This is a genomic window from Actinomadura macrotermitis (assembly GCF_009604375.1).
Taxonomy (GTDB): domain Bacteria; phylum Actinomycetota; class Actinomycetes; order Streptosporangiales; family Streptosporangiaceae; genus Spirillospora; species Spirillospora macrotermitis.
In genome coordinates this window covers 2,154,984-2,167,348 of the sequence record NZ_WEGH01000001.1, presented here as the reverse complement: position 1 = coordinate 2,167,348, position 12,365 = coordinate 2,154,984, and the positions used below count along the sequence as shown (strand labels likewise).

Annotated in this window: 9 protein-coding genes; 4 read left to right on the top strand and 5 right to left on the bottom strand. The window is 73.5% G+C overall.

The genetic code is table 11. The annotated features are described in order from the left end of the window. Positions 1-150: 150 nt before the first annotated feature. Together ACRB68_RS09935 and ACRB68_RS09930 are read right to left on the bottom strand one after the other, a co-directional pair. Entirely contained in the window at positions 151-1,254 is a 1,104-nt protein-coding gene (locus ACRB68_RS09935) for a hypothetical protein (RefSeq protein WP_153531800.1), read from the bottom strand. 227 nt (positions 1,255-1,481) lie between these two features. Further along, positions 1,482-3,638 (bottom strand): MMPL family transporter, encoded by a 2,157-nt coding sequence (locus ACRB68_RS09930; RefSeq protein WP_153531799.1) that lies wholly within the window; start codon positions 3,636-3,638, stop codon positions 1,482-1,484. Positions 3,639-3,814: 176 nt separating this feature from the next. On the opposite strand from ACRB68_RS09930, the gene ACRB68_RS09925 reads away from it, so the two are divergent. Together ACRB68_RS09925 and ACRB68_RS09920 are read left to right on the top strand one after the other, a co-directional pair. Next, positions 3,815-4,963, top strand: a complete 1,149-nt coding sequence (locus ACRB68_RS09925) for a cystathionine gamma-synthase (RefSeq protein WP_153531798.1) — start codon at positions 3,815-3,817, stop codon at positions 4,961-4,963. 110 nt (positions 4,964-5,073) lie between these two features. Beyond that, complete coding sequence (locus tag ACRB68_RS09920; protein ID WP_328593983.1) at positions 5,074-6,156, top strand: alpha/beta hydrolase; 1,083 nt, start codon at positions 5,074-5,076, stop codon at positions 6,154-6,156. A gap of 4 nt (positions 6,157-6,160) precedes the next feature. On the opposite strand, the gene ACRB68_RS09915 is transcribed toward ACRB68_RS09920, so the two are convergent. Genes ACRB68_RS09915 through ACRB68_RS09905 form a run of 3 tightly spaced genes read right to left on the bottom strand, consistent with a single transcriptional unit; the run spans position 6,161 to position 10,084 of the window. Further along, positions 6,161-6,634, bottom strand: coding sequence for a hypothetical protein (locus ACRB68_RS09915; protein ID WP_153531797.1), 474 nt, complete (start codon positions 6,632-6,634; stop codon positions 6,161-6,163). 38 nt (positions 6,635-6,672) lie between these two features. Beyond that, positions 6,673-8,643 carry a vWA domain-containing protein gene (locus ACRB68_RS09910; protein WP_153531796.1) on the bottom strand — a complete coding sequence of 657 codons (1,971 nt, stop codon included), beginning with the start codon at positions 8,641-8,643 and terminating at the stop codon, positions 6,673-6,675. Between the two features lie 19 nt (positions 8,644-8,662). Beyond that, positions 8,663-10,084 carry a sigma 54-interacting transcriptional regulator gene (locus ACRB68_RS09905; RefSeq protein ID WP_328593982.1) on the bottom strand — a complete coding sequence of 474 codons (1,422 nt, stop codon included), beginning with the start codon at positions 10,082-10,084 and terminating at the stop codon, positions 8,663-8,665. A gap of 155 nt (positions 10,085-10,239) precedes the next feature. On the opposite strand from ACRB68_RS09905, the gene ACRB68_RS09900 reads away from it, so the two are divergent. Together ACRB68_RS09900 and ACRB68_RS09895 are read left to right on the top strand one after the other, a co-directional pair. Continuing rightward, positions 10,240-11,403, top strand: coding sequence for an FIST signal transduction protein (locus tag ACRB68_RS09900; protein WP_153531794.1), 1,164 nt, complete (start codon positions 10,240-10,242; stop codon positions 11,401-11,403). Then, positions 11,400-12,350 (top strand): ROK family protein, encoded by a 951-nt coding sequence (locus ACRB68_RS09895; protein WP_328593981.1) that lies wholly within the window; start codon positions 11,400-11,402, stop codon positions 12,348-12,350. The genes ACRB68_RS09900 and ACRB68_RS09895 overlap by 4 nt, the downstream gene beginning before the upstream one ends. Positions 12,351-12,365: the final 15 nt, after the last annotated feature.

Genomic DNA, 12,365 nt, shown 5'->3' with positions numbered 1-12,365 from the left:
TCGCCCCCATCCTCGCCGCGCCCGCGCCGCCCGGTCAAGACGTTCCGGCACGCTCGGTATCCGGACGACTCCGCCCGGGCAGCGCCGCGCGAGATTCCCCGAAGCGCCGGAGACCGCAGGTTCCCCGGCGCTGCGCTCACCTGGGGCCGGTCAGTCGTTGCGCCAGTAGGCGGCGTCGCTGGAGCCGTTGCGGCCCGGGGAGAGGTAGCCGCCCGCCCAGAGCGTCCTGGTCCCGGGGCGATGGGCGAGGTCGTGGACCACGGCCTTCTTGCCCGCGGGGACGGGCAGGGTGGTCCTGCTCCACGCGCCCGCCTCGGTCCGGTGCCGCAGCAGGGTGCCGTAGGCGGTCCAGATGCCGCCGGCGCCGTCGGCCTCGACGTCGGTGTAGCCGGTGCCGTTCGCGCCGAGGGCGGTCTTCCAGGCGGTGCCGTTCCAGTGCGCGAGCAGCGCGCGGGAGACGGTCCTGCCCTTGTCGGTGACGTAGACCGTGCCGACGGCCCAGACGTTCCTGCCCGACAGGGCCACGACGTCGCGCAGCGCGGGGGCGACCTCGCCGCGCGCCAGGTTCGGGATCTTCGGCAGCGGGAGGCGGCGCCAGGAGGTGCCGTTCCAGTGCGCGACGGCGGGCTCGGCCCGCTGACGGTCGAAGCCGACCGCCCACAGGTCGCGGGAGCCGATCCCGGAGATCGCCCGCGGGAAGAGGCCGAGCGCGTGGTCGCGCCAGGCCGTGCCGTTCCAGTGCCGGGCATGGTCCTTGCCGAGGCCGTGCACCCAGGTGTCCTTCGGGCCGAACGTGAGGACGCCGTCGGCCATGAAGGACGGCGCCAGGTCGTGCGCCCTCCACTTCGTCCCGTTCCACTGCAGGACGCGTTCGACGCCCGAGTCGCTGCGCGGGCCGGTCACCCACACGTTGTTCGCGGCGGACGCGCCGATGCCGTTCGGGCGGATGGTGGAGAGCGCGGCGGGCAGCGCCACCCGGGTCCAGCCCTGGACGGTGAGGCGCTCGACCAGGGGCTTGCCCGGGCCGGAGAGCTCGCCGGCCGCCCACATGCCGCCGCCGGGGGTCGCGGCCAGGCCGCCGATGTAGCCCGTCCCGGTGGCGGCCGGGACCAGCCGCCACGCGCGTTCGGTGGCGCCGACGGGGGCCGCCTTCCGCTCGTCCGGGCCGGACAGCGCCGCGACGGCGGTCGCCGCGGCCACGCCGAGCCCGGTCGTCGCCGCGACGGCGGCGAGCCGCTTCGTGCCGATGTTCACTTGTGACCAACGCCTTCATTGAGATGATCTTGCTGGGTGCGCCGGAGCGTACCGGCCGAAGATCATCGCTTTCCGGCTTTCGCGGAAACCACCGTCCCGCACGGGAAACGCGGCGAGGCCCGCAGATCCTGGGATCTGCGGGCCTCGCTCTCGTGCGGGGTGCCGGGCCGTGGCGGGGGCCGGGTGGGCGGCGGTTGTACCCGGCCGGACCGCCACGGTCCGGCGTCTTAGGAGCCGACCTCCGAGCGGGTGAACTGCTCTTCCAGGGGGTCGGGGCCCTTGCGGACCTTCGGGCGGTCGGCGTGACCCGGCCACCAGGCGCGGTGGCCGAGCAGCGCGGTGATGCTCGGCACCAGGAACAGCGCCATCACGAAGGCCGCCAGGGCGATGCCGATCGCGATGGAGAAGCCCATCTGCTGCAGCATCGACACCTTGGCCAGCAGCATCACCGAGAAGGTGGCCGCCAGGATCAGGCCGGCCGCGGCGACCGTCGGGCCGCCGTGCTGGACGGCCAGGGCCGCCGCCTTGCGCGGCTCGTGGCCCTCCTTGGCCTCCTCGCGGAGCCGGGCGGTGATCAGGATGTTGTAGTCGGTGCCGATCGCCAGCACGAACAGGTACAGCATGATCGGCAGGTGGAAGATCTCGCCGGGCTCGCCCTTGATGCCCTGGAAGACGTAGACCGAGGCGCCGAGGGTGGCGGCGAAGCCGACCAGGACCGCCGGGACCAGGTAGAGCGGGGCGACCACCGAGCGCAGGAGCAGCAGCAGGATCAGCGCGATCAGCACGCCGGCGACCGGCAGGATGACCGACAGGTCGCGGTTGACGACCTTGTTGATGTCACCGAAGATCGCGGTCTCGCCGCCGACGAGCATCTTGGTGCCGGCCGGCTCGATCTTGTGCGCGGCGGGCCGCAGCTCGTCCTTGACCAGGCTGATGGAGTCGTTGGAGACCGGGTTCTTCTTCAGCAGCAGGTCGACGCGGACGACCGAGCGGTCCTTGTTCGGCTGCTCGGGCTGCACGCCGCCGACACCCGGCAGGGACTTGGCCTGCTCGCTGAACGCGGCGACCTTCTCCTTGGGGATGCCCTGGCCGTCCTCGGACTTCAGGTAGACCTGGACCGGGGTGGACAGGCCGGGCGGGAAGCCCTTCTGCATGTCCTTCATGGCCTGCGCGGACTCGGTGTTCTGCGGGAAGCTCGACTGGAAGTCGTAGTCGGCCTTGAAGCCGAACGCGCCGGCGGCCAGGGCGAGCAGGATCGCGCCGGTGCCGAGCGCGACGACCAGCGGACGGCGGCCGACCATGTTGCCCATGGTGACCGAGAGCTTGGCCTTCGGCTGCTTCTTCCACGACTTGGACGGCCAGAACACCGCGGTGCCGAGCAGCGACAGGATCGCCGGGAACAGGGTGAGCGAGGTGGCGCCCATCACCAGGACGGCGATGGCCAGCGACGGGCCCCAGGCGGCGAACAGGCCGAACGAGGCGAGCATCAGGACCAGGAAGGTCGCCGCGATGGCGGCGGCGGCCGAGGTGATGACCTCGCCGACCCGCTCCACCGTGGTGATCATCGCGGTCTTCTTGTCGTCGCCCGCCCGCAGCCGCTCACGGAACCGGAACAGCAGGAACAGGTAGTAGTCGGCGCCGATGCCGAACAGCACGATGGTGAGGATGATCTGCAGGCTGTCGTCGCCGGAGAAGTCCAGCAGCTTGGACGCCGCGCCGATCAGCTTGGTCGCCACCACCTCGGTCAGCATGATCACGATGATCGGCAGCACCGCGGCGATCGGCGCCCGGAAGATCAGCAGGATCAGGCCGATGATCAGGATGAAGGTGGCGCCGGACACGATCGCGAACGACTGCTGGAAGGACTTCTCGTTGTCGGTGAAGCCGGCGACCTCACCGCCGACCTTGGCCGACAGTCCCGAACCCAGCGCGCTCGGCAGGTCCTTGCGCATGGACTTGATGGCGTCGCCGAGCTTCTTCTGCTCGGCCTGGCCCTGGCCCTTCATCGGCACGCTGATGATCTGGATGGCCTTGTTGGGCGCCACCGTCTTGTCACTGGCCAGGAACCCCTGGACCGAGGGGTAGTTCTTGGCCTGCAGCGTCTTGGCGGCGGCCGCCACCTTGGCGCTGTCGGCCGGGGTGATCGGCGCGCCGTCGGTGCGCTTGACCACGATCAGCGCCGTGGAGTCGGCGGCCTGCGGGTAGGCCTCCTTGGCCAGCTTGGCCGCCTGGACCGACTCGTACTTGGAGGGCAGGAAGTCGCCCTGGTCGGACTTGGTCTCAAGGGAGGGGGAGAGGACGACGATGGCGGCGGCGGTGACCACCCAGGCCAGGATCGTCCACCATGGGTGCCTCACGACGAAACGCGCGAGCCCTGCGAACATGCGACTTCCTTCATTCAAGGACGAGTGGGAGAGATTCCGAGCTGTTCGATCTACCTGACAAACGGTAGAGAACCCCAGGCTCGTTGAGGTCACCCCGTCTGCCGAATTACCGACCCATACCTACGGGGGAGAGGCTCCTCCTCCGGGATGGGACCTGGGCGGATAGCCTCGTCCCCATGGACAACGAGGTTCACCAGGCGTTCGAGACCCTGGCCATCCACGCGGGCCAGGAGCCCGACCCGGCGACAGGGGCGGTCGTACCGCCGATCTACCAGGTCTCGACGTACAAGCAGGACGGCATCGGCGGCCTGCGCGGGGGGTACGAGTACTCACGGTCGGCCAATCCGACCCGTACCGCGTTGGAGGTATGCCTCGCCGAGATCGAGGGGGGCGCGCGCGGGCTGGCGTTCGCGTCCGGGCTCGCCGCCGAGGACGCGCTGCTGCGCACCGTGTGCCGCCCCGGCGACCACGTCATCATCCCGGGCGACGCCTACGGCGGCACCTACCGGCTGTTCGCCAAGGTCGCCGCGCCGTGGGGGGTGGAGTTCGACCCGGTGCCGCTCGGCGACATCGCGGCCGTCCGCGCCGCCGTCCGGCCCGAGACCAGGCTCATCTGGGTGGAGACGCCCACCAACCCGCTGCTCGGCATCGCCGACATCGCGGCGCTGGCCGGCATCGCCCGGGAGGCGGGCGCGCTGCTGGCGGTGGACAACACCTTCGCCTCGCCCTACCTGCAGCAGCCGCTGCACCTCGGCGCGGACGTGGTCATCCACTCCACCACCAAGTACGTCGGCGGCCACTCCGACGTGGTCGGCGGCGCGCTGATCGCGGCGGACGCCGCGCTCGGCGAGCGGCTCGCCTTCAACCAGAACGCGATGGGCGCCGTCGCCGGGCCGTTCGACGCCTGGCTGACGCTGCGCGGCATCAAGACGCTGGCGGTCCGGATGGACCGGCACTGCGCCAACGCCGAGCGGATCGTGGAGATGCTGCAGCGGCACCCGGCCGTCGGGCAGGTGCTCTACCCGGGCCTGCCCGACCACCCGGGGCACGACGTCGCCGCCAAGCAGATGAAGGCGTTCGGCGGCATGGTGTCGTTCCGGATGGAGTCGGAGGAGGCGGCGGTGCGCGTCTGCGAGCGCACCAAGCTGTTCACGCTCGGCGAGTCGCTCGGCGGCGTCGAGTCGCTGATCGAGCACCCGGGCCGGATGACGCACGCCTCGGCGGCCGGGTCGCCGCTGGAGGTGCCCGCCGACCTGGTCCGGCTGTCGGTCGGCATCGAGGACGCCGGTGATCTCGTCCGCGACCTGGAGCGGGCGCTGAGCTGAGGTTTCCCGCGACGGCCGGAGCGGCGCTCCGGCCGTTTCGCGTGCCGGGGCCCCGCCATGGTGATCGGACATCTATGATGTGGCCGGGTACCACCAAGAAAGGGCCGGGAGTGCGCAAAGTACTGGTCTGTGGCGCGGTGTTCGCCGCGACGTGCATCACCGCCGTCGGCATGCCCGCCGGCGCCCTCGCGACCACCCCGGAGCCGACCCCGTCGGCGACGCCCACGGACACGGACACGGGGCCGGTGACGCCCTCGCCGAACGGCACGCCGTCCCCGGGCGACGCGCCGACGCCGAGCCCCTCCACCTCCTCACCCGACGCCGAGCCCCGCCAGGCCACCGGCAACGACTCGGTGACCTCGGCCAGCGCCGTCATGGTGACGCCCAAGCCGCCGAGCGTGCGCACCTACGCCTACGGCAAGAACACCCGCCAGCGCCTGGACGTCTACTGGCGCCAGGCCGCCAAGGGCAAGTCCAAGACCGCCAAGGCCAAGCCGCGCCCCGCCGTCCTGGTGCTGCACGGCGGGTACTGGCTGGAGGGCGACAAGAGCGACTGGCGCTACTTCGCGCGCCGCCTCACCGGCCAGGGCTTCACGGTGATCGCCGCCGACTACCGGCTCGCCACCGCCGCCCGCTGGCCCGCGCAGCGCAACGACGCCCTCGCGGCGCTGAGGTTCGTCCGCAAGAACGCGGGGCGCTGGAACGTCGACCCGGGCCGCATCGTCGTCATGGGGTCCTCGGCCGGCGGCATGATCGCCACCCAGCTCGGCACCTACCGCACCGGCGGCGACCTGGTGCGCGGCGTCGTCGCGCTGTCGCCGGTGAACACCCCCTACCTGGCCTACCAGGCGGGGTTGCGGCCGGGCGCCTCGCCCGCCCAGCGCAAGCTGCGCGGCGCGGTGTCGGAGCTGCTGCGCTGCCTGCCCGCGGCCGACGCGTCCTGCTGGGAGCGGATCAACGACGCCAACTCGGCCACGCACGCCTCCGCCGGCGACGCCCCGATGCTGCTGCTGCACAGCGCCGGCGACTTCGTCCCGGTGACCCACAGCACCGGGCTGGCGACGGCGCTGCGCGCCGCGGGCGTCCCGGTGACGGTCGACACCGTCCCGGGCCGCGCCCACGGCAACGGGCTGATGAACAACGAGCGCGTGTACCCGCAGATCCTGGCCTGGCTGAAGGCCCGCACCCGCTGACGCCTCAGCCGTTCCAGACCATCAGCACCAGGATCACCAGCCAGATCAGCGCGACGACGCCGGAGATGGCGGCGATCCGCCCCCGCTCGACCTGGGCGACGTCGTCCCCGGTGGCGGCGGCCTCGCCCTCGGCCGGGGCCTTGGCGGTCTCGGCCGCGGCGACCTCCAACAGGTGCCCCGCCTTGCGCATGTCGCGCTCGACGAGGAACAGCAGCACGAACGCCACGATGAACAGCGTCATCGACGCCGACAGCCACACCTGCGCGAACTTGCCCTTGGCCAGGAACAGCCCGAACAGGAAGACCCCGAGGGTGCCGAGGCCGTAGATCCGGGTGATGCGGGTCAGGAAGTGCAGCACCGCGGGCTCGCGCCTGCGGATGTAGCGGGGGGCGGCCATGGTGGCCGCCGTCAGCGGCCCCAGCGTGAAGATCGCGAATCCGATGTGCAGGATGAGCAGCAGACGATCAGAACTCGACATGAGGCGACCTTAGCCCCCATGGACGCCGCGCCCCAGGTTCAGCGGCGGCCGCGGCGGACGCGCAGGTAGTCGCTGACGACGTACTCGCCGAGCCGGCCGGCGTCGGGCGCGAAGACCCGGCCGCCGTTGCGCTGGGCGACCTCCTCCACGAACGACACCAGGCGCGGGTCGTCGGCCAGCATGAAGAAGTTCAGCGCGGCGCCGCGCCGGGTCATCTTGTCGACCTCGGCGAGGGTCAGCACCAGCGTCTCGGCCGACGGCGGGTAGTCGAACAGCGACCGGCCGTCCGGGCGCAGGTGCGCGGTCGGCTCGCCGTCGGTGACCACCAGCACGATCGGCTCGAAGTCGGGGTGCCGGTCCAGGTGCCGCCCGGCGATCATCAGCGCGTGGTGCAGGTTGGTGCCCTGCACCATGTCCCAGTCCAGCCCGGCCATCTCGGTCGGGTGCAGGGTGCGGGCGTAGTTGGAGAACCCGATGATCTGGATGGCGTCCTGCGGGAACTTGCTCGTCACCAGCGTGTGCAGGGCGAGCGTGGTCTGCTTGGCCGCCGCCCAGGTGCCGCGCAGCACCATCGAGTACGACAGGTCGACCAGCAGGCAGACGGCGGCGGCGGTGCGGCGCTCGGTCTCGTGCACCTCGAAGTCGTCGACGCCGAGCCGCACCCCGGTGGTCCCGGCGCCGGCGTTCTCCATCGCGTTGCGGCGGATCGCGTTGCCGACGGTCCGCACGACGTCCAGCGGCTGCTCGTCGCCGAACCGCCACGCGCGGCTGCTGCCGGTCAGCTCCCCGGCCTGGCCCGCGTCGCGCTGGTCGTGGTCGCCCCGGCGCCCCTCGGTGAGCCGGGAGAACACCCGCCGCAGCGCCGTCTCGCCGAGGCGCCGCACCGCCTTGGGCGTCAGCTCCAGCTTGCCCTTGGTGCGCTGCAGGTAGCCCTGGCGCTCCAGTTCGGCCTCGATGCGGCGCAGCGCCGCCAGGTCGTCGACGGCCTGGCGGCCGAGGGCGCGGCGGACGGCGTCCTCGTCGATGTCGTCCAGCCGCGCGCCCGGGTAGTCCTGCCCGAGCGCGGACTCCAGGTCGGCCAGGTCGGCGAGCTCGGCGAGCGCGGTGGTGGCGTCGCCGACGCCGAGCGGCTCGTCGCCGGTCATCTGCTCGGGCTGCCCCCAGCCGAGGTCCGGACGGCGCGCGCGCAGCGCGTCGTTCAGCCGCGACATCTCCATCGCCAGGCCGGCGTCCTGCATCATCTGGTCCATCAGCCCGGCCAGCTCCTCGCGCTGCTCGGGCGACAGCGAGGCCAGCAGCCGGTCCATCGCGGCGGCGCGGCGGGCCAGCGAGTCGACCAGCTCCTCCAGGTTCCGCGGCCGCTCGGGGAAGAAGTCCCCGTAGTCGCCCATGAACCGGTCGAAGTCGTCCGGGGTGTGCTCGCCGCGCGCGTCCTGCTCCAGCATCTGGTTGAGCGCGGCCATCATGTCCTTGACGCGGTCCATCGCGCCCGGGTCCTGGCTCTGCAGGGCCTGCTTCATGCCCTGGAACTGCGCGTCCAGCACCTCGCGCCGCAGCAGGTCCTTCAGCTGCTCGAACGTCCGGCGGGCCGCGTCGGACCGCCACCGGTAGTCCGACAGCCGCCGCACGGCCTGCGCGGTGTCGCCCGGCAGCGTGTCCAGCTCGGCCTCGCGCAGCCGGGCGTCGTCGGACGGGTCGGGGAACAGCTCGGCCCGCTCCTGCCCGATCGCGGTGTCCAGCAGCGCGCGCGCCTGCTCCAGCGTGCCGTCCAGGCGGCCGCGCTCGCGCAGCTCGCGGCGCCGCTCGCGGACCTGCCGCAGCATGTCGTCCAGCCCGCGGCGGTCGCGGACGCCGGGCAGGCCGCGGCGCAGCAGGTCGCGCAGCGCCTCGTCGGGACGGGCGCCGTCCAGCACCGCGTCGCCGACCTCGTCCAGGGCGTCGCGCACGTCGAAGGGCGGGGCGAGCGGGTCGGGCCCGTCGTGGTAGGCCCCGTACCGGTACCGGCTCATGGCGGCCCCTCACATCGGCTCAGGTTCGGTAGGTGGCGGTCCCGTCGCCGTGGTCCCCGGTGACGTCCTTGGACAGGCGCCGGGTGAGGAACAGGCCCTCCAGCGCGAACTCCAGTGCGGCCGCGGCCTGGCCGGGGGACTCCCCGGACAGCTCCAGCCGCTCCATGATCTTGGCGAGGCCGGGCACCGGCCCGACCCGCCGCAGCAGCTCGGCGGCCGGCACCAGCTCGCCGGTCTCGACCCGCTCCCCGGCGTCGAACCGGTCGAGCAGCCCCGACAGGTCGGCGGCGCCGAGGGTGCGGCGGTAGGTCTCGGCGGTGGCGCGGCGCAGCAGGTGCTCCAGCACCTCCTGCTCGCGGCCCTCCTCGCTGACCTCGAACTCCACCTTGCCGAGCAGCGTCGGCACGACCGCGGGCAGGTCGCAGACGCGGGCGACCGCCTGCTCCTCGCCGGTGAGCGCGGCCCGCCGGACGGCGCCCGCCGCGACGGTCTCGGCCCCGGCGAGCGCGAACCGCGCCGACACCCCCGAGCGCGCGTCGACCGCGGTGGACTCGCGGACCAGGCGGGTGAACCGGGCGATGACCTCGACCAGGTGCGCGGGCACCTCGGCGGGCGCCCCGCCGAGGTCGGCGTAGTCGGCCTCCTGGCGGATCAGCGCCAGCTCGGTGTCCAGGTCCAGCGGGTAGTGGGTGCGGATCTCGGCGCCGAAGCGGTCCTTCAGCGGGGTGATGATCCGGCCCCGGTTGGTGTAGTCCTCGGGGTTGGCGCTGGCGACCAGCAGCACGTCCAGCGGGAGCCGCAGCGCGTAGCCGCGGATCTGCACGTCGCGCTCCTCCAGCACGTTCAGCAGCGACACCTGGATCCGCTCGGCCAGGTCGGGCAGCTCGTTGATGGAGAAGACGCCGCGGTTGGTGCGCGGGACCAGGCCGTAGTGGACGGTCTCGGGGTCGCCCAGGGTGCGGCCCTCGGCGACCTTGATGGGGTCCACGTCGCCGATCAGGTCGCCGACGCTGGTGTCGGGGGTGGCCAGCTTCTCGCCGTAGCGCTCGTCGCGGTGCAGCCAGGCGACCGGCAGCGCGTCGCCGTGCTCGGCGGCGAGGCGGCGGCAGCGCACGCACACCGGGTCGTAGGGGTGGTCGTTGATCTCGCAGCCGGCCACGACCGGCGTCCACTCGTCCAGCAGCCCGGCCAGGGTGCGGATCAGCCGCGTCTTGCCCTGGCCGCGCTCGCCGAGCAGCACCAGGTCGTGCCCGGCGAGCAGGGCGCGCTCCAGATGCGGCAGGACGGTGTCGTCGAACCCGACGATGCCGGGGAACCGGGGCTCGCCCGCGCGCAGCCTGGCCAGCAGGTTGTGCCGGATCTCCGCCTTCACCGGCCGCTGGACGTGGCCGCTGGTGCGCAGCTCGCCCAGGGTGGTCTCACGTGGTGTGGATGAACGCACGCGATCGACATTACGTCGCCGGTGCGGCGAATCGCACCCTCCCGGCCGCAGATTCCCCGATACGCGGCCGCCGCTGTGTTTGGGCGCGGGCAGGACAACGGGGAGACTAGGGAACGTGCAACGATCCGCTGCGATGAACGAGGGAGGCTCGGCCGATGGCGCGATTCGGTGACGGCCTGGCCGCCGGCCCGGACCTGGTGAACGCCGCCGAGACGGCGGTCAAACAGGCGCTGGCGCCCCTGGACGGACCCCCGGACCTGGTGTTCGTCTTCGTCTCGGGGGACGACCCCGGCGAGCTGGCGGAGGCGGCGCGGCGCGCGACCGAGGTGGCGGGCGCCCGCGCCACGCTCGGCTGCAGCGCGTCCGGGGTGATCGGCGGCGGCCGGGGGGTGGAGGGCGGCGGCGCGGTCAGCGCGTGGGCGGCGGTGCTGCCCGGCGCCCGGCTGGAGCCGTTCCGGCTGGAGACGCTGAAGGCCGAGGACCGGCTGATCGTGGTCGGCATGCCCGAGGGGCAGGACGACGACGTGGTCGGGGTGCTGCTCGCCGACCCGTTCAGCTTCCCGGTCGACGCGTTCGTCGAGCGGTCCGGCGAGGCGATGCCGGGGCTGCCGCTGGTCGGCGGCCTGGCGGGCGGCGCCGAGCGCGGCGACGTGCGGCTGTACGTCAACGGCGAGGTGTTCGAGGACGGCGCGGTCGGCGTCGTGCTCGGCGGCCCGGTCGCCGCGGCGACCGTGGTCAGCCAGGGCGCCCGCCCGATCGGCCCGGACATGGTGGTCACCCGCGCCGACGAGAACGTGCTGTACGAGCTGGCCGGCACCCCGGCGCTGGAGAAGCTCGAGGAGATCGTGCTGGCGCTGCCCGAGGCCGACCAGGAGCTGGCCGGGCGCGGCCTGCTGATCGGGGTGGCGCTGGACGAGTACGCCGACGAGCACGAGCAGGGCGACTTCCTGGTGCGCGGCGTCGTCGGCGCCGACACCGACACCGGCGCCATCGCGATCGGCGACGTGGTCGACGTCGGCCGCACCGTGCGCTTCCAGGTCCGCGACGCGGGCGCCGCCGACGAGGAGCTGGCCGAGCTGCTGGAGCGGTTCGACCTGGCGCCGGTCGAGGGCGCGCTGCTGTTCTCCTGCAACGGCCGCGGCCAGGCGATGTTCGACGACTCCGACCACGACGCGCGGCTGCTCGGCCGGGCGTTCGACGGCGCGGGCGTCGGCGGCTTCTTCGCCGGCGGCGAGATCGGCCCGGTCGCCGGGCGCAACCACGTGCACGGCTTCACCGCCTCGATCCTGGCGTTCGGCCCGGCCGGGCGGGACGCGTGAGCACACCCGTCCCCGCCCCCGTGCTGGCGATCGACATCGGCGGCACCAAGCTGGCCGCCGCCGTCGTCGAGCCGGGCGGCCGCGCCGTCGCCTACGAGCGGGTGCCGACCCCGGCGGACCTGGACGCCGAGGGCCTCTGGCGCACCCTGGCCTCGGTGCTGGACAAGGTCGTCGCCGAGGCGGGCGCGCCCGGGCTCGGCGGCGTCGGCGTCGGCTGCGGGGGCCCGATGACCTGGCCGGCCGCCGAGGTCTCCCCGCTGAACATCCCCGGCTGGCGCGCGTTCCCGCTGCGCGAGCGGCTGCGCGGCCGCTACCCCGGGCTGCCGGTGCGGGTGCACAACGACGCGGTGTGCGTCGCGGTCGGCGAGCACTGGCGCGGCGCCGGCCGGGGCCGCGGCAACGTCCTCGGCATGGTGGTGTCGACCGGCGTCGGCGGCGGGCTGGTGCTGGACGGCCGCCTCATCGACGGCGCCAGCGGCAACGCCGGCCACATCGGGCACGTCGTCGTCGACCCCGAGGGCCCGCCGTGCAAGTGCGGCGGCCGCGGCTGCCTGGAGGCGATCGCGCGCGGCCCGGGCCTGGTCGCCTGGGCGCAGGAGCAGGGCTGGCGGCCGGGTCAGCCGGTCACCGGCGTGGACCTGGCCACCGACGCGCGCCGCGGCCACCCCGTCGCCGCCGCCGCGATGCGGCGCGCGGGCCGCGCCCTCGGCATCGCGATCGCCTCGGCCACCCACCTGTGCGACCTGGAGGTCGCCGCGATCGGCGGCGGCCTGTCCCAGGCGGGCGCGCTGCTGTTCGACCCGCTGGAGGAGGCGCTGCGCACCCACGCCCGGATGCACTACGCCCGCCAGGTGTCGGTGGTGCCCGCCGCCCTCGGCCAGATGTCGGGCCTGATCGGCGCCGCCGCCCTCGTCATCGCCGGCGACCGCTACTGGAACGCCGACTGACGGCGCGGGCCGCCG

Coding starts and splice junctions, on each gene's coding strand:
- ACRB68_RS09930 (WP_153531799.1), bottom strand. CDS start 3,638: ATGTTCGCAGGGCTCGCGCGTTTCGTCGTGAGGCACCCATGGTGGACG.
- ACRB68_RS09925 (WP_153531798.1), top strand. CDS start 3,815: ATGGACAACGAGGTTCACCAGGCGTTCGAGACCCTGGCCATCCACGCG.
- ACRB68_RS09915 (WP_153531797.1), bottom strand. CDS start 6,634: ATGTCGAGTTCTGATCGTCTGCTGCTCATCCTGCACATCGGATTCGCG.
- ACRB68_RS09910 (WP_153531796.1), bottom strand. CDS start 8,643: ATGAGCCGGTACCGGTACGGGGCCTACCACGACGGGCCCGACCCGCTC.
- ACRB68_RS09900 (WP_153531794.1), top strand. CDS start 10,240: ATGGCGCGATTCGGTGACGGCCTGGCCGCCGGCCCGGACCTGGTGAAC.